The organism is Thermus tengchongensis, from assembly GCF_021462405.1.
In the GTDB taxonomy this organism is placed as follows: domain Bacteria; phylum Deinococcota; class Deinococci; order Deinococcales; family Thermaceae; genus Thermus; species Thermus tengchongensis.
The window spans coordinates 1-21,741 of record NZ_JAKEDU010000003.1 but is presented as its reverse complement, the minus strand read 5'-3'; the positions used below and the strand labels follow the sequence as shown (position 1 = coordinate 21,741).

Genomic DNA, 21,741 nt, shown 5'->3' with positions numbered 1-21,741 from the left:
CAAGCCCTCCCTGTCCAGGTGGGGGGCCTCACACTCCCCTGACCGGAGGGTGCTACCTTGGGGCTAGGGAGGTGGTAGTGCTTCCATGAGGGGGGTGTGGCAGGCGGAAACCGAGGCCGAGCGGCTGGAGCGGCGGGTGAGGTTCCAGGAGCTCCTCTACCGCCTCCGGGGGGAGCCGGACACCCTGCTGCCCTTCCACCAGGCCCTGGCCCTCAGGCCCAAAGGGGAGCACCACTTGGGTCTACGGACCATCGAGGTGGAGAAGGTGGTGGGCTCGGTGGACCGCTACGAGGACTTCGACCGCCACTTCCTGCCCAAGACCCCCCACACCCTGGAGCGCTGGAAGCGCCTGCGGGCGCTGGAGCTTACGGGGATGGAGTTCCCCCCCATCGAGGTCTACCAGGTGGGCGAAGCCTATTTCGTCAAGGACGGAAACCACCGGGTGGCCCTGGCCAAGGCCACGGGGCAGAGGTTTATCGACGCCTACGTCATCGCCCTGGAGGTGCCCGTGCCCGTGGCCCCCGGGGACACCCCCAAGGACCTCATCCTGAAGGCGGAGTACGCCCACTTCCTGGAGCGAACCCAGCTCAAAGAGCTGGTGCCGGAGGCGGAGGCGATCCGCTTCACCGCCTTGGGCCGCTACGACCTCCTCCTGGACCACATCGCCACCCGGCGCTACTTCAAGGGTTTGGAGGAGGGGCGGGAGATCCCCTGGGAGGAGGCGGTGGTGGACTGGTACCGCAACCTTTACCGGCCCACGGTGGAGGCCATCCGCCGCCTAGGGCTTCTTCGGGACTTCCCCGGCCGCACCGAGGCCGACCTTTACCTCTGGGTGATGGACCACCGCTACTTCCTGGCCCAGGAGCTGGGGATGGACCTAGGCCCTGAGGAAGCCGTTCGCTCCTACGAGGCCAGGTTCGGGCCCTGGTGGAAGCGGCTTGGGGGAGGCCTGAAGCGCTTGCTTTTCGTCGGTCCTCGAGCGCCTTAAGGGTTGCGGGAGCCACAACGCCGATATATCCTGTATACAGGATGCAGACCTTGGGCTTCCGCCGACCCAACCAGGTGCGCGAGGCCGTCTACCGGCACCTGAAAGACCTCCTCCTCTCCGGCCGCTTTGCCCCCGGGGAGCGGCTCTCCGAGCCCCTTCTGGCCCAGGAGCTGGGGGTGTCCCGCACCCCGGTGCGGGAGGCCCTCATGCGCCTGGCCGAGGAGGGCTTGGTGGAGCTCGTGCCCGGGAAAGGGGCCCGGGTGCGGGCCTTCAGCCCGGAGGAGGTGGAGGAGGTCTACGGGGTGCGGGCCCTTCTAGAGGGGGAGGCGGCGCGGGAGGCGGCCCTGAGGGCCACCCCTTGGGAGCTGGCGGAGCTGGAGGCGCGCCTCAAGGCCATCGACGAGGCCCCTAGGGAGGACTACCCGGAGCAGATGCGCCGGGACCTGGAGTTCCACCGGGCCCTGGTGCGGCTTTCCGGGAACAAGACCCTTTACCGCCTTTACGAGGATCTGCTTTCCAGCCTGGCCCTGGTGCGGAGCGCCCTGCCCAACCTCTCCCAGGAGGAGACCACCCGCAAGGAACACTGGGCCATCCTCGAGGCCCTGAAAAGGCGCGACCCGGAAGGGGCCAAGCGGGCGGTGGAGGCCCACGTGGGGCGCTTCCGCGACCTGGTGGTGGGCAGGCTGAAAGGAGGGGTATGAACCTGGACATGGTATATCGGCAGGCGGTGCTTTCCGTGGCGGGAAACCCCAAGGTGGAGGCCCTCATCAAGGGCAGGGCCAGGAGCCTGGTGCGCCGCTACGTGGCGGGGGAGAGCCTGGAGGAGGCCCTCCAGGCGGCGGAGCGGCTGGAGGCCGAGGGGGTGCACGCCATCTTGGACCTCCTGGGGGAGATGGTCCGTAGCGAGGAGGAGGCCCGGGGCTTCCAGGCGGGCATCCTGGAGCTGGTCCGCAAAATATCCGAGCGCCCATGGCCCAAGTACGTTTCCTTGAAGCTCACCCAGCTGGGTTTGGATCTCTCCGAGACCTTGGCCCTGGAGCTTTTGCGGGGCATCCTCCGCGAGGCCGAGCCCAGGGGGGTCTTCGTGCGCCTGGACATGGAGGATTCCCCCAGGGTGGACGCCACCTTGCGCCTCTACAAGGCCTTGCGGGAAGAAGGGTTTACCGGGGTGGGGGTGGTCTTGCAAAGCTACCTCTACCGCACGGAAAAAGACCTCCTGGACCTTCTCCCCTACCGGCCCAACCTCCGCCTGGTGAAAGGCGCTTACCGGGAGCCCAAGGAGGTGGCCTTCCAGGACAAGCGCCTCATTGACGCCGAGTTTTTGCACTTGGGGAAGCTGGCGCTCAAGGAGGGGCTTTACGTGGCCTTCGCCACCCACGACCCCCGCCTCATCGCCGAGGTGAAGCGCTACACCCAGGCCATGGGCGTGCCCAGGGACCGCTTTGAGTTCCAGCTCCTCTTTGGGGTGCGCCCGGAGGAGCAAAGGCGCCTGGCCCAGGAGGGCTATACCGTGCGGGCCTACGTGCCCTACGGCACCCACTGGTACCCCTATCTGAGTCGGCGCATCGCCGAGCGGCCCGAGAACCTCTTTTTGGTGCTGAGAAGCCTCTTGGGAGGCTAGAAGGAGGAAGCCATGACCGTGGAGCCTTTCCGCAACCAGCCCATCGAGACCTTCGGGACGGAGGAAGCCCGGCGGGAGATGAAAGAGGCCCTGAAGCGGGTCAGGGCCGAGTTTGGCCGCCACTGGGGTCTTTACCTGGACGGGGCCTGGGTGGACACGGGGGAGAGGATCCTCTCCCTCAACCCCTCGGCTCCCAGCGAGGTGGTGGGGAGCACCGCCAAGGCCACTCGGGCCGAGGCGGAGGCCGCCCTCGAGGCCGCCTGGCGGGCCTTTAGGACCTGGAAGGACTGGCCCCAGGAGGACCGAAGCCGCCTCCTCTTGAAGGCTGCCGCCCTCATGAAGAGGAGAAGGCGGGAGCTGGAGGCCACCCTGGTCTACGAGATCGGGAAGAACTGGACCGAGGCCAGCGCCGAGGTGGCCGAGGCCATCGACTTCCTGGAGTACTACGCCCGCCAGGCCCTCAAGTACAAGTACCCCTCGGTGGAGGTGGTGCCCTTCCCGGGGGAGGACAACGAGAGCTTCTACATCCCCTTGGGGGCCGGGGTGGTCATCGCCCCCTGGAACTTCCCCATCGCCATCTTCACCGGGATGATCGCCGGGCCGGTGGCCGTGGGGAACACCGTGGTGGCCAAGCCTGCGGAGGACACGGTGGTCATCGCCGCCAAGGTCTTTGAGATCTTCCACGAGGCGGGCTTCCCCCCGGGGGTGGTGAACTTCCTGCCCGGGGAGGGGCGGGAGGTGGGGGCCTATTTGGTGGAGCACCCCCAGACCCGCTTCATCAACTTCACGGGGAGCCTCGAGGTGGGGCTTTGGATCCACCAGGCGGCCGCCCGGCTGGCCCCCGGCCAGAAGTGGATCAAGCGGGTCTTCCTGGAGCTTGGGGGCAAGGACGCCATCATTGTGGATGAGACCGCCGATTTGGACGCCGCCACCGAGGGCATCCTCATCTCCGCCTATGGCTTCCAGGGGCAGAAGTGCTCGGCGGCGAGTCGCCTTATCGTCACGGAAAAAGCCTTTGAGCCCCTGATGGAGCGCCTTCTGGAGCGGGCTCGCAAGCTGGTGGTGGGCCCCGCGGAGGAGAACCCCGACCTGGGCCCTGTGGCCAGCAAGGCCCAGGAGGAGAAGATCCTCTCCTACATCGAGATCGGCAAAGGGGAAGGCCAGCTGGTTCTTGGGGGAAAGCGCCTGGAAGGGGAGGGCTACTTCATCGCCCCCACCGTGTTCACCGAGGTGCCTCCCACCGCCAAGATCGCCCAGGAGGAGATCTTTGGCCCGGTGCTCTCCGTGATCCGGGTGAGGGATTTTGGCGAGGCCCTCGAGGTGGCCAACAACACCGTCTACGGCCTCACCGGGGGGGTCTACTCCCGCAAGCGGGAGCACCTGGAACGGGCCCGGCGGGAGTTCCACGTGGGGAACCTCTACTTCAACCGCAAGATCACCGGGGCCCTGGTGGGGGTCCAGCCCTTCGGCGGCTTCAACCTCTCCGGCACCGACACCAAGGCCGGGGGGCCTGATTACCTCTTGCACTTCCTGCAGATGAAGACGGTGGCCGAAAGGTTCTGAGGCTTCCTTGATGCCCGGCTCCCCCTGGACGCCAGGGGGGGCTTGGGCTATTCTGGGAACATGAGCCCGCTTCCCGCCCTTTGGTGGCCCGGTTAGGTCCCCGGGGGCGGATGGGCGTGTTTCCCCGGGGCTAGGCCCCGGGGTTTTTGTAAGGAGCGGCATGGAAACCATAAGGCCTTTTCGCAAAACCCTCTTGGCCGACCTGGAAACCCCGGTGACCGCCTACCTGAAGCTTGCGGAGAAGGCCCCCGTGAGCTTCCTCCTGGAGTCGGTGGAGCGGGGAAGGCAAAGCCGCTTCTCCATCGTGGGGGTGGGGGCCAGGCGCACCTTCCGGCTCAAGGACGGGATTTTCGCCGTAAACGGGGCAAGGGTGGAAACCCGGGACCCCTTGCGCACCCTCTACGAGGTGGTCCACGCTCCCCTGGAGCGCCCCCCCGACCTCCCCCCCTTCTTCGGGGGGGTGGTGGGCTACGCCGCCTACGACCTCATCCGCCACTACGAGCGCTTGCCCGCCCTCAAGCCCGACGACCTGGGCCTCCCCGACCTCCTCTTCGTGGAGCCTGAGGTGGTGCTGGTCTTTGACCACCTGAAAAGCCTCCTCCACCTGGTGGCCCCGGGGACGGACCCCGAGGAGGCCGAGGCCCGCCTTCTTTGGGCCGAGAAAAAGCTTAAGGGTCCCTTGCCGGGGGTGCCGGGGGAAAGGCCGGGGGGAAGGGCCCGTTTTGCGCCCGACATGAGCCGGGAGGAGTACCTAAAGGCAGTGGAAAGGGCCCTGGCCTACATCCGCGCCGGGGACATCTTCCAGGTGGTGCTCTCCTTGAGGCTTTCCTCCCCCCTCACCGTCCACCCCTTTGCCCTCTACCGCGCCTTAAGGAGCGTGAACCCTAGCCCCTACATGGGCTATTTGGACCTGGGGGAGGTGGTCTTGGTTTCCGCCAGCCCGGAAAGCCTCCTGCGCTCAGACGGGAAGAAAGTGGTGACTCGGCCCATCGCCGGCACAAGGCCCCGGGGAAAGGACGAGGAGGAGGATAAGCGGCTTGCCGAGGAGCTTCTAAAGGACGAAAAGGAGCGGGCCGAGCACGTGATGCTTCTGGACCTCTCCCGCAACGACATCGGCCGGGTTTCGGCCTTCGGGACGGTGCGGGTCCTCGAGCCCTTGCACGTGGAGTACTACTCCCACGTGATGCACCTGGTGTCCACGGTGGAAGGGGTTTTGGCGGAGGGGAAGACCCCCCTGGACGCCCTGGCCAGCGTGCTTCCCATGGGCACGGTCTCGGGGGCCCCCAAGATCCGGGCCATGGAGATCATCGAGGAACTGGAGCCCCACCGCCGGGGGCCCTACGGGGGAAGCTTTGGGTATCTGGCCTACGACGGGGCCATGGACGTGGCCCTCACCCTGCGCACCTTTGTGATCGCCAAGGGCTGGATGCACGTGCAGGCGGGGGCGGGCATCGTGGCGGACTCGGTGCCGGAAAGGGAGTACGAGGAGTGCTGGAACAAGGCGAAGGCCCTTCTGAAGGCGGTGGAGATGGCGGAGGAAGGACTATGACCACCCCACCCTGGCTGGCGCCAGGGCGGGGGCCTCGGAAAGGGAGGTGGGCGAAGTGAGGGTTCTCGTGATCGACAACTACGACAGCTTCACCTACAACCTGGTGCAGTATTTGGGGGAGCTGGGGGCAAGCCCTGTGGTGTGGCGCAACGACCAGTTCCGGCTGGAGGAGGTGGAGGCTTTGGACCCGGACCGCATCCTGATAAGCCCTGGGCCCTGCACCCCCCTCGAGGCGGGCCTTTCCCTGCCCCTCATCGCCCAGTATGCCCCCCGCTACCCCATCCTGGGGGTCTGCCTGGGGCACCAGGCCATCGGCATGGCCTTTGGGGGTAAGGTGGTGCCCGCCCCCATCGTCATGCACGGCAAGGTGAGCGAGATCCACCACGACGGCACCGGCCTTTTCCGGGGCCTGCCTAACCCCTTCCCCGCCACCCGCTACCACTCCCTGGTGGTGGAGGAGGTGCCGGAAGACCTCCGGGTGAACGCCTGGGTGGAGGAGGCGGGGGGGCGTACGGTGATGGGCTTCCGCCACCGCCAATACCCCACCCACGGGGTGCAGTTCCACCCGGAAAGCTACCTCACGGAAGCCGGTAAACTCATCCTCAAGAACTTCTTGGAGGACCCATGGACGCGGTGAAAAAGGCGCTTTTGGGGGAGGTGCTCACGGAGGAGGAAGCCTTTGGCCTCATGGGGGCCATGATGCGGGGGGAACTGAGCCCGGTGCGGGTGGCGGGGGTGCTCACCGCCATGGCCCTCAGGGGGGAAACCCCTGCCGAGATCGCCGCCATGGCCAGGGCCATGCGGGAGGCCGCCAGGACCCTGCCGGTAAGGCGGCGACCCCTCTTGGACATCGTGGGCACGGGCGGGGACCACCAGGGGCTTTTGAACCTCTCCACCTTGGGGGCCCTGGTGGCGGCGGCGGGGGGGGTGGCGGTGGCCAAGCACGGGAACCGGGCGGCAAGCTCAAGAGCGGGCTCGGCGGATCTCCTCGAGGCCCTGGGGGTGGACCTGGAGGCCCCTCCAGAGCGGGTAGGGGAGGCCATTGAGGAGCTGGGCTTTGGCTTTCTCTTCGCCCGCCTCTTCCACCCGGCCATGCGCCACGTGGCCCCCGTGCGGGCGGAGCTTGGCATCCGCACCGTCTTCAACCTCCTGGGCCCCCTCACCAACCCCGCGGGGGCCGACCGGTATGTCCTTGGGGTCTTTAGCCCAAGGTGGCTTGCCCCCATGGCCGAGGCCCTGGAGCGCTTGGGGGCTAAGGGCTTGGTGGTCCACGGGGAGGGGGCGGACGAGCTCGTCTTGGGGGAGAACCAGGTGGTGGAGGTGGGGCGGGGGGCCTATGCCCTCACCCCGGAGGCGGTGGGCCTGACCCGCTTCCCCGTGGCGGCCCTCCGGGGAGGCTCCCCCCAGGAGAACGCTGAGCTGGCCAAGCGGGTCCTGAAGGGGGAGGAAAAGGGCCCCCACGCTCAGGGGGTGGCCCTGGCGGCGGGGGCCGGTTTCTATGCGGCGGGGAAAGTTCCTTCCCTGGCCGAGGGGGTGCGCCTGGCCCAGGAGGTCCTGGCCTCGGGGGAGGCCTACTTGCTCCTGGAGCGCTACGTGGCCTTCTTAAGGGGATAAAGGGGGGTTTGAAGAAGGGCTTGACCGGGGCCCCCACCTTGGCGGAGCCAAGGTGGGGTGGTATTAGACCCAGCTCACCGCCCCGAAGGTGTCCTCCCTTCTCGGGCTCGTGGAGAAGAGGACCACGGGCACACCGGTGTATTCCTCTATGAGCTCCAGGTAGCGCCTCAAGGAGGCGGGGAGATCTTCCCGGCTCCGCACCCCGGAGAGGTCGCCCCAGCCCGGAAGCTCCACGTAGCGCACCGCCTCGGGGGCCGCTTCCCCCGGCCGAGCCCCGTCCAGGTACTCCACCGCCACCTTCACCTTCTCCAGCCCCGAGAGCACGTCCAGCTTGGTGAGGGCCAGGCCGTCGAACCCGTTCACCTCGCAGGCGTACTTCAAGGCCACCAGGTCCAGCCAGCCCACCCGCCTGGGGCGTCCCGTGGTGGTGCCGTACTCCCCGCCCTTCTCCCGGAGGTGGTGGGCCAGGTCCCCCTGGAGTTCGGTGGGGAAGGGGCCTTCCCCCACCCGGGTGGCGTAGGCTTTGGCCACGCCGTAGACCTTGGTGATGGCCTTGTGGTTTAGCCCCGTGCCCACCAGGATGCCCCCCACCGTGGGGTGGGAGCTGGTCACGTAGGGGTAGGTGCCGTAGTTGAGGTCCAGGAGGGTGGCCTGGGCCCCCTCAAAGAGAAGCCGCTTGCCCCGCTTCAGGGCCTCCCGCAGGAGGCTTCCCGTGTCGGCCACAAAGGGGGCCAGGATCTCCCGCATCCTTAGGAGATCGGCCAGGGCCTTTTCCTCCGTGTCCCAGCCCGCCTCCCGGGTGGAGTTGGGCTTTTCCAAGAGGAGGCGGCGCACCCGCTCCCGCAAGACCCCCTCGTCCAGGAGATCCCCGGCGCGGATGCCCACCCTGCGCGCCCGGTCGGAGTAGGCGGGGCCGATGCCCCGGCCGGTGGTGCCCACGAAGTTGTGGCGGCTTTCCACGTGTTTGTGGTGGGGGAGAACCAGGTGGGCCCTTTCTGAGACCAGCACCTTGGGGCGGAAGCCTTCCTTCTCCAAGGCGGAGAGCTCCTCCTGGAAGCGGAAGGGATCGATTACCATCCCGTCCCCCAGGACGTTCACCGCATGGGGGTGGATGACCCCTGAGGGCAGGAGGTTCAGCTTGAAGACCCGGCCCTCGGCCACCACGGTGTGCCCGGCATTGGCCCCCCCTTGGTAGCGGATCACGTAGTCCGCCTCCTGGGCCAAAGCGTCCACCACCTTGCCCTTGCCCTCGTCCCCCCACTGCGCCCCGATGATGGCGACTCCCGGCATCCCCTTAAGCTTACGCCAGGCGGAAAGGGTTGAAGTCGGTATCCCGGTCGTAGGCGTCCATACCCTCGGCCCGCTTCAGGAAGCCCACCACCCCGTAGGTGACGGGGAGCATGAGGGCCTCCACCCCCACCTTGAAGACGTAGTTGGAGAGGAAAACGGCGAGGAGCACCTCATGGGGCCAAACCCCGTAGAAGGCCACCAGGAGGAAGATCCCGGTGTCCAGTCCCTGGCCTGCCAGGGTGGAGAGGAGGGCGCGGAGCCAGAAGTGGCGCCCCCCGGTGCGCACCTTCAGCTTGGCCAGCACGTAGGCGTTGGCGAACTCCCCCGCGAAATAGGCGAGGAGGCTTCCCAGGACGATCCGGGGGGTGAGGCCCAGGAGGAGGCGGAAGGCCTCCCCAAAGCGCTGGCTTTCCCCGTCCTGTGGGGTGGGGAGGGCGGCCACCGCTTGGAAGGTGAGGGTGGCGAGAAGGAGGGCGAAAAAGCCCGTCCAGATGACCCGCCGGCTTTTCCGGTAGCCGTAGACCTCGGTGAGGACGTCGCCGAAGATGTAGGCCAAGGGGAAAAGCAGGGTACCCCCGTCAAAGGTGAAAGGCCCCAGGACCACCAGCTTGGTGGAGGCCACGTTGGAGGTGAGGAGCACCGTGGCGAAGAGGGCGGTGAGGAGGTCCAGGTACCTCACTCTTCCTCCGGGCGGATGGAGGTGATGAAGGGCAGGTTGCGGTCAAACTGGGCCCGGTCCAGGCCGTAGCCAAAGACGTAGGCGTCCTCGATCTCAAAGCCCAGGTAGTGGATGGGCACCTCCACCTGGCGCCTCGAGGGCTTGGATAGGAGGGCGGCCACCCGGATGGAGGCGGGCTTGCGGGCCTCGAGGTAGTCCAGGAGGTAGGAAAGGGTGAGCCCGGTGTCCACGATGTCCTCCACCACGATCACGTCCCGGCCGTGGATGGGGAGGCGGAGGTCCTTGATGAGCTCCACCTCGCCGCTAGAGCGGTAGGCGTTGCCGTAGGAGCTGATGGAGATGAAGTCTAGGGTGAGGGGGAGGGGGATGGCCCGCACCAGGTCGGCGGTGAAGATGAAAGCCCCGTTCAGGACGGAGATGAGGTGGGGGGTTTTGCCCTGGTAGTCCTGGGCGATCTGGGCTCCCAGCTCCCGCACCCTTTGGGCGATGGCCTCGGCGCTGATCTGCACGGGTCCGTTTCCCGCGGTGAACATGCCCTTCATTCTAGCCCGCCCTCCCGCAGGAGGGCCGCCACCTCCTCCTCGGAGAGCCTGCGCCACCGCCCGGGGGGGAGGTGGCCCAGCTGGATGGGACCCACCTGCACCCTGAGGAGGCGGCGCACGGGGTAGCCCACCGCCTTCAGCATCCTGCGCACTTCCCGCTTTCTTCCCTCGGCCAGGGTAAGGTAGGCCCCCCCGGGAGCAGGGCGGCAGGCGAGGGCTTGGGCAGGGCCATCTTCCAGCTCCACCCCCTGGAGGAGCTTGCGGCAGACCCCTTCCGGCAGGGTGCCCCTTTCCGTCCAGACCCGGTAGACCTTCTTGACCCCGTGCCGGGGGTGGGTGAGGCGGAAGGTGAGGGCGCCGTCGTTGGTGAAGAGGAGGAGGCCCTCCGAGTCCCGGTCCAGGCGGCCCACGGGGTGGAGGCCGGGGATGGGGGGGAGGAGGTCAAACACCGTCTTCTGGGCATGGGGGTCAAAGCGGGTGGTGGTGTAGCCTTTAGGCTTATGCAGGGCCAGGACGATCCTTTCCTGGGGGAGTTCCACCCGCTTCCCGTCCACCTCCACCACGTCCCCCAGCCCCACCTTCTGCCCCAGGTGGGCCACCTCCCCGTTCACCCGCACCCGGCCCTGGCGGATGAGCTCCTCCGCCTTCCTGCGGCTTCCCACGCCGGCGCGGGCCAGGAAGGCTTGTAGGCGCAGGGGTTTCTCCATGCTAGAACTGGGGTTTGCGCTTTTCCTTAAGCGCCCGTAGCCCTTCTTCCAATGCTTCTCCTTGGAACCCCAAAAACTCCAGGGCCAAGGACACCTCAAAGTGGGGCACGAAGGTGCGGAACCAGTTGTTCAGGGCGTGCTTGGTGAGGCTCAGGGCCTCCTTTGGACCTTCGGCCAGGCGCATGGCCACCTCGAGGGCCCTTTCGTACACCTTCTCGTCCTCCACCGCCAGGGCCACCAGGCCCAGCCTTTCCGCTTCTTCCCCGGTGAGGGGTTCATTGAGGAGGAGGTGGTACTTGGCCTTGGCCATGCCCACCAGGAGGGGCCACAGGAGGACCGCATGGTCCCCGGCTGCCACTCCAAGCCTAAGATGCCCGTCCAGAAGCCTGGCCTTCTTGCCCACCACCACCACGTCGCTCGCCAGGGCCAAGGCCAGCCCCGCCCCCACCGCCACCCCTTCCACCGCAGCCACCACCGGCCTGGGGAAGTTCATGGGCCCGAGCACCAGTTCCCTCGCTTCCCAAAAGACCCGCATCAAGGCTTGGTGGGAGGAGCGCATCTCCTCGATGAGGGCGAAGGAACCCCCGGCGGAGAAGATCCCACCCTCGCCCCTTAAAAGAACAGCCTTGACGTCCTCGAGTTCCCCTAAGTCCTGCCAGATGCGGGCCAGGTCCCGGTGGGCTTCGGGGCCCAAGGCGTTGAGTTTTCCCCCCCGCAAGGTGATCTCCAGCACCCCGGGCCGGGGCCAGGTGAAGGAAAGGCTGGGGTAACGGCCTTTCAGGTCCATGCCTCCATTCTTTCCCCTGGCGGGTGGTGGTACAATCCCCTAGGCATGGCCCTCTATGCGGTGGATAAGCCCCTCCACCTCACCTCCCACGATGCGGTGGAGGAGGCGAGGCGCCTTCTTGGTACCCGCCGGGTGGGGCATACCGGAACCCTGGATCCCCTGGCCACGGGCCTTCTCCTTTTGGTTTCCGACGAGAGCACCAAGCTGGTTCCCTTCCTTTCGGGGGAGGACAAGGAGTACATCGCCTGGGTTTCCTTCGGGGCCACCACCCCCACCCTGGATGCGGAAGGGCCGGTGAGCGAGGAAGCGCCGGTGCGCTTTGAGCGCAAGGACTTGGAAACCGTTCTCCCTTCCTTTTTGAAGCTCAAGGAGCAGGTGCCTCCCCTCTACTCCGCCATCAAGGTGGGAGGGAAACGGGCCTACGAGGCCGCTCGGGAGGGGAAGCCCTTGGAGCTTGGCCCGAGGCCGGTAAAGTACCTGGAGGTGGAACTCCTGGCCTTGGATCCCGAGCCCATACCCCATCCCATCGCTCCCTCGGCCAAGGGCTGGCGGCTTGCAGAAAAGGGCGGGCGCAAGGTGGAGCTTCCCAAGCCCTTGGGCCCTTACCCCACGGCGGTGATCCGCTTGGTGGTGGGCCCGGGCACCTATGTGCGGGCCTTTGCCCGGGACCTGGGGGAGAGGCTTAAGACCAAGGCTTTCCTTTCCGGGCTGGTGCGCACCCGTATCGGCAAGGTGGGGCTGGAAAGGGCGGTAAAGCTTTCCGAGCTTTCCCCGGAAAAGGCCATCCCCGAGACCGATGTCCTGCCCTTTCCGGTGGTGGAGCTTTCCCACACCGAGGCTCGGCGCGTGCTGGAGGGGGTACCCTTGCCCATCCCCGCCCTGGGCTATGTGGCCCTGGTGGATTCCCGAAGAAGGCTTCTGGCCATCGCCGAGGGCGACGGCTTCAAGCTCAAGATAAGACGCGTCTTCGTAAAGGAGGCCTAGTATGGTGATCGGCGTACCCAAGGAGATCAAGACCCTGGAAAACCGCGTGGCCATGACCCCGGGTGGGGTGGAAAGCCTGGTCAAGCGGGGGCATACCGTTTTGGTGGAACGGGGAGCGGGTGTGGGTTCCGGCCTATCCGATGCCGAGTACGAGCGAGCCGGGGCCCACCTGGTGAGCCGGGAGGAGGCCTGGGGAGCGGAGATGGTGGTGAAGGTGAAGGAGCCCCTGCCCGAGGAGTACCCCTTCCTGCGGGAGGGGCTCCTCCTCTTCACCTACCTGCACCTGGCTGCGGACCGCGCCCTCACTGAGGCCATGCTGAGGAGTGGGGTCACGGGGATCGCCTACGAGACGGTGCAGCTTCCCGATGGCTCCCTGCCCCTCCTGGTGCCCATGAGCGAGGTGGCGGGCCGCATGGCCCCCCAGGTGGGGGCCCAGTTCCTGGAGAAGCCCCACGGGGGGCGGGGGGTGCTCCTCGGGGGGGTGCCCGGGGTGGCCCCGGCCAGCGTGGTCATCCTGGGGGGCGGTACCGTGGGCACCAACGCCGCCAAGATCGCCCTGGGTATGGGGGCCCAGGTGACCATTCTGGACGTGAACCACAGGCGCCTTCAGTACCTGGACGATATCTTCGGGGGCCGGGTGGTCACCCTCACCGCCACCGAGGCCAATATCAAGAAGAGCATCCAGCACGCTGACCTCCTCATCGGGGCGGTCTTGGTGCCGGGGGCCAAGGCTCCCAAGCTGGTTACCCGGGACATGCTTCCCCTCATGAAGGAGGGCTCGGTGATTGTGGACGTGGCCGTGGACCAGGGGGGGTGCGTGGAGACCATCCGCCCCACCACCCACGCCGAGCCCACCTACGTGGTGGAGGGAGTGGTGCACTACGGGGTGGCCAACATGCCGGGGGCGGTGCCCAGGACCAGCACCTTCGCCCTTACCAACCAGACCCTGCCCTATGTGCTGAAGCTGGCGGAGAAGGGCCTTCAAGCCCTCCTGGAGGATGGCGCTCTTCTCAAGGGCCTGAACACCCACAAGGGACTCCTCACCCATCCCGGGGTGGCGGAGGCCTTCGGCCTGTCCTATACTCCCCCGGAGGAGGCCCTAAGGAGGTAGGATGCAAGGACGGGTGACGGTAACTGAGGGGGCTTTGGCCTCCTTGCTGGCCCTGGCGGCCCACGAGGTGCCGGGGGTGGTGGGCATGGCCCCGGCGGGGTTTAAGGACCAGGTGGTGCGCATCCTGGGGCGGCAGGAGGCCAGCGAGGGGGTGGTGGTGCGCCAGGACCCGACGAGCCCGGGAAAGTACACCGCCGACTTCTACGTGGTGGTGGCGGTGGGCGCCCGCATCCCCACGGTGGTGGAGTCTTTGGCGGAGCGGGTAGCCTTCGCCGCCGAGAAGCTGGCAGGGGTTAAGCTCTCCCAGGTGCGGGTCCACGTGGTGGGGGTGGGGCGTGGCTAGCCTAAGCCCTGGGGAGGTGGCCGAGGCCTTCCGCTACGCCACGGACTGGTTTTCCGTGTTCGTGGAGGAGATCAACGCCCTCAACGTCTACCCTGTCCCCGATGGGGACACGGGCACCAACATGCACCTCACCCTCCAATCTGCCCGGCGGGAGCTAGATCTGGCCGACACCTCCAAGATGCCGGAGGTGGCCCGGGCCATCGCTTACGGGAGCCTTTTGGGGGCTCGGGGGAACAGCGGGGTGATCCTTTCCCAGATCCTGAAGGGGTTCAGCGAGGCCCTCCGCAAGAGGGAGGTGCTGGATGCCTCCGCCCTAGCTGAGGCCCTGCGCCTGGGGGCGGAAACCGGATACAAGGCGGTGATGAAGCCGGTGGAAGGCACCATCCTCACCGTGGCCCGGGCGGCTGGGGAAGGAGCTCAAGGGGAGACCCTCGAGGAAACCCTGGCAAATGCCCTTGGCGCAGCCCAAAGGGCTCTGGAGAAGACCCCGGATCTCCTTCCCGTCCTGAAGCAGGCGGGGGTGGTGGACGCCGGGGGTGCGGGGTATGTGCGCTTTCTGGAGGGTATTCGGGGGTATGTCCTGGGGCTTCCCCTGCCCGAGCCCCCCAAGGTGGAGCGCTACGCCCAGACCGCCTTCGCCACCGAGGAGTTTGGCTACTGCACGGAGTTCCTCATGGAGGGGGTGGAGGTGCCCATAGAGAGGATCCGCGAGGCCGTGGCCCCCTTCGGGGACTCCCTCTTGGTGGTGGGGGCCGAGGGCTACGTGAAGGGGCACATCCACACCGACGACCCCGATGGCCTCCTGGCCACCGTGGCCCGCTTCGGCCGCATGGTGCGCACCAAGGTGGAAGACATGACCGAGCAACACACGGAGATTCTGGCCATGGTGGGGGCAGGAGAGGAGGCCCCTCCTCCCACGGGCCTGGTGGCGGTGGCCTTGGGGCATGGCCCGAGTCGGGTCTTCCGCAGCCTGGGGGCCCGGGTGGTGGCGGGGGACAAGACGCAAAACCCCAGCGTGGAGGATCTGCTGGCTGCCATCAGGAGCGTGGCCAGCCCCAAGGTGATCCTCCTGCCCAACAACCCGAACGTTTTCCTGGCGGCGGAGAAGGCGGCGGAGCTGGCCAAAGCCCAGGGCAAAGAGGTGTACGTGCTCAAGACCCGTACCCTGGGCCAGGGCCTGGCGGCGGCGGTGCGCTACTTGCCTGAGGTGGAGGTGGAGGAGCTTCTTCCCGAGATGGAGGAGGCCCTAAAGGGGGCGGTGACCCTCGAGGTCACGTGGGCCAGCCGGGACGCTGAGGTGGATGGGGTCAAGGTCCTAAAGGATAAGCCCATCGGGCTTCTGGATGGAAGGCTGGTCCTCATGGGGGAAACCCCCGAGGAGGTGCTGGAGGGCCTTATCCGCCTGGCTGGAGAAGACAAGGAAATCCTCACCCTTTTCCTGGGCCCCAACACCTCTAAGGAAAAGGCCGAGGAAGTGGTCGGGAAGTTCCCGGGGCTCGTGGTGGAGATCCTCCCTGGAGGGCCTGACCTTTACGCCTACCTGGGGGTCTTGGAGTAGCTAAAGGAAACTCCAAGGCTCTACCCCCTCTTCCGAACTATGCTTGAGGGAGAGGGGGGTTTGCTATGTGGCGACAGAGCCTGATTTTAGCCAGCCTCATTTTGCTGGCGGCTTGCGGCGTGCAACCTGTACCGCCGGTGAGTGGCGATCTGGACGTAGGGGGAACGGTTTTACCGGTTCCCTTACCTGCTGCCGAGGTACGTTCGGGAGGACGTGTGGTTCCTGCTGTCAAAACTTTCCGCATTCGTTTGCCCAATTCGGGTGCGGTGCAGGTGAGCGCGGTGTCGGCGCAACTTCAGTTGCGGGGAAATCTGCGGCTGGTACTCCTCAACGACCAAGGGGTTGTCCAGGCGGTCAGCGTTGCCCGGGATAGGTTTGGCGTGGTTGCCGAGATCTACGCATACCCCTTGGGACTGACCCCACAGGTGTTTGCCGACATTGGTATCCGCCTTAACTTCCGGGGCACAACAGGGCAAGTCTTCTATCTCCGTGTGGAGAATCTTGCTACAGAGCAGGATACGGCGAGTTTAAAGGCCGTTTGGTTCACCCCAGATCCGAATGGCGATCCGAGCCGACCCCTACAGCCGCTTTCTCTGGGAAGCACCATAGGGGCCATAGAGTTTGTGGGGGAAGCCGACATGTACCAGCTGAACCCGGGAAGCGGCCCATACCTGTGTTTTGAACCCGGGGTTCTGGATTTGGTTGCCAAGGTTTCCGCGAGCACCACTCCGGGAAACCCCGTTCGTCTAGACCGGGTGATGCGGGTGGTGAATCTGGGCGATCTCGGCTTCACACCCAGTATAGTTGTGGTCCAGGAGCGCAACCAGTCCATGGCTGGGTTTAACGATCCCGAGAGCCGCTTCAGCGGCAGGTACACCCTCACCCTTTCTGCCTCCCCTTGTCCCTGAGGGTCTTTAAATGGGGATTAGGAGAAACTAAAGTTCATTTGGTTTTTTCTCATAGAGTAGCGGAAATTGCGCTCTTTACAGTGCGGAGTTCTTAAGCTTCGGGAATGAATTCAAAATAGAAGCAGGGGCTTGCATGAGGGCTTGACCTCATCCTTCTCAGAAATTCCCAGGGTTCGTCTGCATACTCAGGGGCGCTATGCGAGGATTGCTCGTGGCGCTCCTTCTATCCCTCGCCGTTGCTGGGGGATGGGCCCAGTCTGGCGGTAAGAAGGTGCTGGTCTTGCAGGCTACGGCCTACACCTCCAGCGTACGGGAAACCGACTCCACCCCCTTTCTCACCGCCACCGGCATGCGCACCCGCTTGGGGGTCCTGGCGGTGAGCCCGGACCTCCTCAAGGTCCTGCCCTACGGCACCAAGGTGCGCCTTAAGGACCTGGGTTCCGTGTACGGCCGGGGCCGTGGGCAGTTTGACTACCTTTTCCGGGACCGCATCTTCGTGGTGGCCGACGTGATGCACCCCAGGATGCGGGAGAAGGTGGACGTTTGGCTTCCCGACCGGGCCACAGCCCTGCGCTTTGGCCGCAGGGTGGTGAGCCTCGAGGTGGTGGAGTACCCCAGGCGCTAAAGGCCAAGAGTTTCCTTATCCTTAGGGCGTGCGCTTCGCCTTCTTTCTGGCCCTGGCCCACCTGCGGCGTAGGCCCCTGCAGACCGCCTTGGCCCTTTTGGGGGTGGGGGTAGGGGTGGCGGTCCTCCTCACCGCCCTCTCCCTCACCAATGGCTTTGTCAGTGGTCTGGTGCGGGCCACCTTGAAGGCCTACCCCCACCTGGTCCTCTTCAGCCTTTCGGAGGAACTCCCCCCCATGCCCCAACACCCCGAGATGGAGGCCTACGCCCCCTTTGCCGCCACCAAGGCTCTCCTAATCCGCCCGGCGGAGGGTGCCAGGGGCCCGGGGGTGGACTTCGCCACCCTGGTGGGCCTGGGTGAGGGAGGTGAGGCCCTCTACCCCGGTCTGGGGCTGGGGCTGGAACCCGGGGGCATCTACCTGGGCTCGGCTCTGCAACAATCCCTGGGAGCCTTCGTGGGGGACAGGCTCTATGCCATGTCCGCCACCCAGGAGCGGGTGGAGCTAAGGGTCTTGGGGGCGTTTCGCACGGGAAACTACCTCCTGGATTCCGCCTATGCCTTCGTGGACCTGAAAACGGTGGAGAGGCTTTCCGGCATACGGGCCCAAGGGTACCAGGTGCGCCTTAAGGACCCCTGGCGGGCCAAGGAGATAGGGGTAGCCCTTGCCGGCACCCGCTTTTTCCCCCAGGCCTGGCAGGACACCCAGCGTACACTTTTGGAGCAGCTTTCCCTGCAGAAGCGGGTCCTGGGCATCCTGATCTTCCTGATTGTGGCGGTGGCCGCCCTGGGGGTGGCCAACCTTCTTGTGCTCAAGGTGGTGGAGAAGACCCCGGAGATCGCCCTTCTTCGGGCCATGGGGGCCTCGAGGTTCACCGTGGGGATGGTTTTCGCCCTGGAAGGGGTTTTTCTGGGAATCGGGGGGGTTCTTCTAGGCAATCTCCTGGGGTATCTTCTTTGCCTCTACCTCTCCCTCCGCCCAGTGGACCTTCCGGGGGAGCTTTACTTCCTCACCCACCTGCCTGTGGAGATGCGCCTTTCGGACTTCCTTCTGGTGAGCGGCGCAAGCCTAGCCGCCACCTTCCTTTCCGCTCTCTTGCCCCTCTTCCGTGCCCTAAGGGTCCAGCCCGGGGTGGTGCTCAGGTAGTTGCCAAGAAGAGCCTCCTGCCCTAGACTCTTTAGGGCGGGCCGGTGTAGCTCAGCGGTAGAGCAACCGCCTCGTAAGCGGTAGGCCGCCGGTTCGAATCCGGCCACCGGCTCCAGAACACCCCGCCTTCGGGCGGGGGTTTTCCATGGCTCGCCGCTTGTCAAAACGCCCCTGGGCCTGTAGACTAGGCAAGTTGAGGGCCCTCAGGGCCAGCCCCTGGTCCTGAGGGTGCTGCCCTGTGTGGGCGAAGGTCGGGGGAATGCACCTTCCCCCGGGTGGATCTTGAGAACACGGGGGCAAGTCCAATAAGAAGGGAGTGGTGGCACTGCCGACGATCAACCAGCTGGTTAGAAAGGGCCGCGAGAAGGTCCAGAAGAAGAGCAAGGTTCCGGCCTTGAAGGGCTCGCCCTTCCGCCGGGGGGTGTGCACGGTGGTGCGCACCGTAACCCCCAAGAAGCCCAACTCCGCCTTGCGTAAGGTGGCCAAGGTGCGCCTTACCTCCGGGTACGAGGTGACCGCCTACATTCCCGGTGAGGGGCACAACCTGCAGGAGCACTCCGTGGTCCTCATCCGGGGTGGCCGTGTGAAGGACCTGCCGGGCGTGCGCTACCACATCGTGCGCGGGGTCTACGACGCCCAGGGCGTGAAGGACCGCAAGAAGAGCCGCTCCAAGTACGGAACCAAGAAGCCTAAGGAGGCCAAGGGCGCGGCTCCGGCCAAGAAGAAGTAGGTGAGCTATGGCACGGAGAAGAAGAGCAGAGGTACGCCAACTGCAGCCCGACCTGGTCTACGGGGATGTGGTGGTGTCGGCCTTCATCAACAAGATCATGCGGGATGGCAAGAAGAACCTGGCTGCCCGCATCTTCTACGATGCCTGTCGCATCATCCAGGAGAAGACCGGGCAGGAGCCGTTGAAGGTCTTTAAGCAGGCGGTGGAGAACGTGAAGCCCCGGATGGAGGTGCGTTCCCGCCGCGTGGGTGGGGCCAACTACCAGGTGCCCATGGAGGTCTCCCCCAGGAGGCAGCAGTCCTTGGCCCTGCGCTGGCTGGTGCAGGCGGCCAACGCCCGTTCCGAGCGGGGGGCTGCCGTGCGCATCGCCCATGAACTCATGGATGCGGCCGAGGGCAAGGGCGGAGCGGTGAAGAAGAAGGAGGACGTGGAGCGCATGGCCGAGGCCAACCGCGCCTACGCCCACTACCGGTGGTAAGCCATGGCGGTTAAGGTAGAGTACGACCTAAAGAGGCTCCGCAACATCGGCATCGCCGCCCACATCGATGCCGGTAAGACCACCACCACCGAGCGCATCCTCTACTACACCGGCAAGATCCACAAAATCGGGGAGGTCCACGAGGGTGCGGCCACCATGGACTTCATGGAGCAGGAGCGGGAGCGGGGCATCACCATCACCGCCGCCGTGACCACCTGCTTCTGGAAGGACCACCGCATCAACATCATCGACACCCCCGGCCACGTGGACTTCACCATCGAGGTGGAGCGCTCCATGCGGGTGCTGGACGGGGCCATCGTGGTCTTTGACTCCAGCCAGGGGGTGGAGCCCCAGTCGGAGACCGTCTGGCGCCAGGCGGAGAAGTACAAGGTGCCCCGCATCGCCTTCGCCAACAAGATGGACAAAACGGGGGCTGACCTTTGGCTGGTGATCCGCACCATGCAGGAGCGCCTGGGGGCGAGGCCCGTGGTCATGCAGCTCCCCATCGGCCGCGAGGACACCTTTTCCGGGATCATCGACGTCCTCCGGATGAAGGCCTACACCTACGGCAACGACTTGGGCACCGACATCCGTGAGGTCCCCATCCCCGAGGAGTACCTCCCCCAGGCCCGGGAGTACCACGAGAAGCTCATTGAGGTCGCCGCTGACTTCGATGAAAACGTGATGCTCAAGTACCTCGAGGGCGAGGAGCCCACCGAGGAGGAGCTGGTGGCGGCCATCCGCAAGGGCACCATCGCCATCCAGATCACCCCCGTGTTCTTGGGCTCCGCCTTGAAGAACAAGGGCGTCCAGCTCCTCCTGGATGCGGTGGTGGACTACCTGCCCTCCCCCTTGGACATCCCCCCCATCCGGGGCACCACGCCTGACGGGAACGAGGTGGAGATTCACCCGGATCCCGACGGCCCCCTGGCGGCCTTGGCCTTCAAGATCATGGCCGACCCCTACGTGGGCCGCCTCACCTTCATTCGGGTCTACTCCGGCACCCTCACCTCCGGCTCCTACGTGTACAACACCACCAAGGGCCGTAAGGAGCGGGTGGCCCGGCTTCTCAGGATGCACGCCAACCACCGGGAGGAGGTGGAGGAGCTCCGGGCAGGTGACCTGGGGGCGGTGGTGGGCCTCAAGGAAACCATCACCGGGGACACCCTGGTGGGCGAGGATGCCCCGCGCATCGTCCTGGAGTCCATTGAGGTGCCCGAGCCCGTCATCGACGTGGCCATCGAGCCCAAGACCAAAGCGGACCAGGACAAGCTCTCCCAGGCCCTGGCCCGCCTGGCGGAGGAGGACCCCACCTTCCGCGTCTCCACCCACCCCGAGACCGGCCAGACCATCATCAGCGGGATGGGCGAGCTCCACCTGGAGATCATCGTGGACCGCCTGAAGCGGGAGTTCAAGGTGGACGCCAACGTGGGCAAGCCCCAGGTGGCCTACCGCGAGACCATCACCCGCCCGGTGGACGTGGAGGGCAAGTTCATCCGCCAGACCGGTGGCCGCGGCCAGTACGGCCACGTCAAGATCAAGGCCGAGCCCCTGCCTCGAGGGTCGGGCTTTGAGTTCGTCAACGCCATCGTGGGCGGGGTGATCCCCAAGGAGTACATCCCCGCGGTGCAGAAGGGCATCGAGGAGGCCATGCAGTCGGGTCCCCTGATTGGCTTCCCCGTGGTGGACGTAAAGGTGACCCTCTACGACGGTTCCTACCACGAGGTGGACTCCTCGGAGATGGCCTTCAAGATCGCAGGCTCCATGGCCATCAAGGAAGCGGTGCAGAAGGGGGATCCCGTGATCCTCGAGCCCATCATGCGGGTGGAGGTCACCACCCCCGAGGAGTACATGGGCGACGTGATTGGCGACCTGAACGCCCGCCGGGGCCAGATCTTGGGCATGGAGCCCAGGGGGAACACCCAGGTGATCCGGGCCTACGTGCCCCTGGCGGAGATGTTCGGCTACGCCACCGACCTGCGCTCCAAGACGCAGGGCCGAGGCTCCTTCGTCATGTTCTTCGACCACTACCAGGAAGTCCCCAAGCAGGTGCAGGAGAAGCTCATCAAGGGTCAGTAGGAATGCCTGGGGGTGGGCCTTCGGGCCTGCCCCGCATACGGAAAGGAGGGCGCAGATGGCCAAGGGCGAGTTTGTCCGTACGAAGCCTCACGTGAACGTGGGGACGATTGGGCACGTGGACCACGGGAAGACGACGTTGACGGCGGCTTTGACGTTTGTGACGGCGGCGGAGAACCCGAATGTGGAGGTGAAGGACTACGGGGACATTGACAAGGCGCCGGAGGAGCGTGCGCGTGGGATTACGATCAACACGGCGCATGTGGAGTACGAGACGGCGAAGCGGCACTATTCGCACGTGGACTGTCCGGGGCACGCGGACTACATCAAGAACATGATCACGGGTGCGGCGCAGATGGACGGGGCGATTTTGGTGGTATCGGCGGTGGACGGGCCGATGCCACAGACGCGGGAGCACATCTTGTTGGCCCGGCAGGTGGGGGT

Annotated in this window: 23 protein-coding genes and 1 tRNA gene; 19 read left to right on the top strand and 5 right to left on the bottom strand. The window is 66.0% G+C overall.

Annotated features, from left to right (window positions below; genetic code table 11):
* Positions 1-85: 85 nt before the first annotated feature.
* The 7 genes from L1087_RS04650 to trpD all read left to right on the top strand — a co-directional run bounded on the left by L1087_RS04650 (position 86) and on the right by trpD (position 7,335).
* Complete coding sequence (locus L1087_RS04650) at positions 86-988, top strand: DUF4032 domain-containing protein (RefSeq protein ID WP_234557858.1); 903 nt, start codon at positions 86-88, stop codon at positions 986-988.
* 41 nt (positions 989-1,029) lie between these two features.
* Complete coding sequence (locus L1087_RS04645) at positions 1,030-1,689, top strand: GntR family transcriptional regulator (protein ID WP_135259358.1); 660 nt, start codon at positions 1,030-1,032, stop codon at positions 1,687-1,689.
* Positions 1,686-2,609 (top strand): proline dehydrogenase, encoded by a 924-nt coding sequence (locus L1087_RS04640; protein ID WP_234557857.1) that lies wholly within the window; start codon positions 1,686-1,688, stop codon positions 2,607-2,609. The genes L1087_RS04645 and L1087_RS04640 overlap by 4 nt, the downstream gene beginning before the upstream one ends.
* 12 nt (positions 2,610-2,621) lie before the next feature.
* On the top strand, positions 2,622-4,172 hold the full coding sequence (pruA, locus tag L1087_RS04635; RefSeq protein WP_234557854.1) for an L-glutamate gamma-semialdehyde dehydrogenase: 1,551 nt from the start codon (positions 2,622-2,624) through the stop codon (positions 4,170-4,172).
* Between the two features lie 160 nt (positions 4,173-4,332).
* On the top strand, positions 4,333-5,721 hold the full coding sequence (gene trpE / locus L1087_RS04630) for an anthranilate synthase component I (protein ID WP_234557853.1): 1,389 nt from the start codon (positions 4,333-4,335) through the stop codon (positions 5,719-5,721).
* A 55-nt stretch (positions 5,722-5,776) separates the two neighbouring features.
* Positions 5,777-6,358 (top strand): anthranilate synthase component II, encoded by a 582-nt coding sequence (locus L1087_RS04625; RefSeq protein WP_135259362.1) that lies wholly within the window; start codon positions 5,777-5,779, stop codon positions 6,356-6,358.
* Positions 6,346-7,335: an anthranilate phosphoribosyltransferase gene (gene trpD / locus L1087_RS04620; protein WP_234557852.1), complete on the top strand. Its 990-nt coding sequence runs from the start codon at positions 6,346-6,348 to the stop codon at positions 7,333-7,335. The genes L1087_RS04625 and trpD overlap by 13 nt, the downstream gene beginning before the upstream one ends.
* 63 nt (positions 7,336-7,398) lie before the next feature.
* Here the strand turns inward: trpD and L1087_RS04615 are convergent, their stop codons facing one another.
* Genes L1087_RS04615 through L1087_RS04595 form a run of 5 tightly spaced genes read right to left on the bottom strand, consistent with a single transcriptional unit; the run spans position 7,399 to position 11,340 of the window.
* Positions 7,399-8,625, bottom strand: coding sequence for an adenylosuccinate synthase (locus L1087_RS04615; RefSeq protein ID WP_135259364.1), 1,227 nt, complete (start codon positions 8,623-8,625; stop codon positions 7,399-7,401).
* Positions 8,626-8,635: 10 nt separating this feature from the next.
* Entirely contained in the window at positions 8,636-9,304 is a 669-nt protein-coding gene (locus L1087_RS04610; RefSeq protein ID WP_234557851.1) for a queuosine precursor transporter, read from the bottom strand.
* Entirely contained in the window at positions 9,301-9,846 is a 546-nt protein-coding gene (gene hpt, locus L1087_RS04605; protein ID WP_234557850.1) for a hypoxanthine phosphoribosyltransferase, read from the bottom strand. The genes L1087_RS04610 and hpt overlap by 4 nt, the downstream gene beginning before the upstream one ends.
* Positions 9,843-10,553: a pseudouridine synthase gene (locus L1087_RS04600; RefSeq protein WP_135259367.1), complete on the bottom strand. Its 711-nt coding sequence runs from the start codon at positions 10,551-10,553 to the stop codon at positions 9,843-9,845. Before L1087_RS04600 ends, hpt begins: the two co-directional genes overlap by 4 nt.
* Position 10,554: 1 nt before the next feature.
* Positions 10,555-11,340 carry an enoyl-CoA hydratase/isomerase family protein gene (locus L1087_RS04595; RefSeq protein WP_038041247.1) on the bottom strand — a complete coding sequence of 262 codons (786 nt, stop codon included), beginning with the start codon at positions 11,338-11,340 and terminating at the stop codon, positions 10,555-10,557.
* A gap of 45 nt (positions 11,341-11,385) precedes the next feature.
* On the opposite strand from L1087_RS04595, the gene truB reads away from it, so the two are divergent.
* The 12 genes from truB to L1087_RS04535 all read left to right on the top strand — a co-directional run.
* The gene (truB, locus tag L1087_RS04590) at positions 11,386-12,324 is read left to right on the top strand and encodes a tRNA pseudouridine(55) synthase TruB (protein ID WP_234557849.1); all 939 of its coding nucleotides are present in this window, start codon (positions 11,386-11,388) and stop codon (positions 12,322-12,324) included.
* Between the two features lies 1 nt (position 12,325).
* Positions 12,326-13,435, top strand: a complete 1,110-nt coding sequence (ald, locus tag L1087_RS04585) for an alanine dehydrogenase (protein ID WP_135259369.1) — start codon at positions 12,326-12,328, stop codon at positions 13,433-13,435.
* Between the two features lies 1 nt (position 13,436).
* A complete protein-coding gene (locus L1087_RS04580; RefSeq protein ID WP_038041250.1) occupies positions 13,437-13,778 on the top strand; it encodes an Asp23/Gls24 family envelope stress response protein in 342 nt (113 codons plus the stop codon).
* Positions 13,771-15,336, top strand: coding sequence for a DAK2 domain-containing protein (locus tag L1087_RS04575; protein WP_234557848.1), 1,566 nt, complete (start codon positions 13,771-13,773; stop codon positions 15,334-15,336). Before L1087_RS04580 ends, L1087_RS04575 begins: the two co-directional genes overlap by 8 nt.
* Positions 15,337-15,401: 65 nt before the next feature.
* Complete coding sequence (locus tag L1087_RS04570; RefSeq protein WP_234557847.1) at positions 15,402-16,244, top strand: hypothetical protein; 843 nt, start codon at positions 15,402-15,404, stop codon at positions 16,242-16,244.
* A 196-nt stretch (positions 16,245-16,440) separates the two neighbouring features.
* On the top strand, positions 16,441-16,869 hold the full coding sequence (locus L1087_RS04565) for a 3D domain-containing protein (protein WP_234557845.1): 429 nt from the start codon (positions 16,441-16,443) through the stop codon (positions 16,867-16,869).
* A 28-nt stretch (positions 16,870-16,897) separates the two neighbouring features.
* Positions 16,898-18,013, top strand: a complete 1,116-nt coding sequence (locus L1087_RS04560; RefSeq protein WP_234557843.1) for an ABC transporter permease — start codon at positions 16,898-16,900, stop codon at positions 18,011-18,013.
* Positions 18,014-18,053: 40 nt separating this feature from the next.
* A tRNA-Thr gene (locus L1087_RS04555) sits at positions 18,054-18,128 on the top strand.
* A gap of 201 nt (positions 18,129-18,329) precedes the next feature.
* Entirely contained in the window at positions 18,330-18,743 is a 414-nt protein-coding gene (gene rpsL, locus L1087_RS04550) for a 30S ribosomal protein S12 (RefSeq protein ID WP_135259374.1), read from the top strand.
* Positions 18,744-18,750: 7 nt separating this feature from the next.
* Positions 18,751-19,221: a 30S ribosomal protein S7 gene (rpsG, locus tag L1087_RS04545; protein ID WP_015718111.1), complete on the top strand. Its 471-nt coding sequence runs from the start codon at positions 18,751-18,753 to the stop codon at positions 19,219-19,221.
* Between the two features lie 3 nt (positions 19,222-19,224).
* The gene (gene fusA, locus L1087_RS04540; protein WP_038041255.1) at positions 19,225-21,300 is read left to right on the top strand and encodes an elongation factor G; all 2,076 of its coding nucleotides are present in this window, start codon (positions 19,225-19,227) and stop codon (positions 21,298-21,300) included.
* Positions 21,301-21,355: 55 nt separating this feature from the next.
* A partial coding sequence (locus L1087_RS04535) for a GTP-binding protein (protein ID WP_234557841.1) occupies positions 21,356-21,741 on the top strand: 386 nt, incomplete at its 3' end.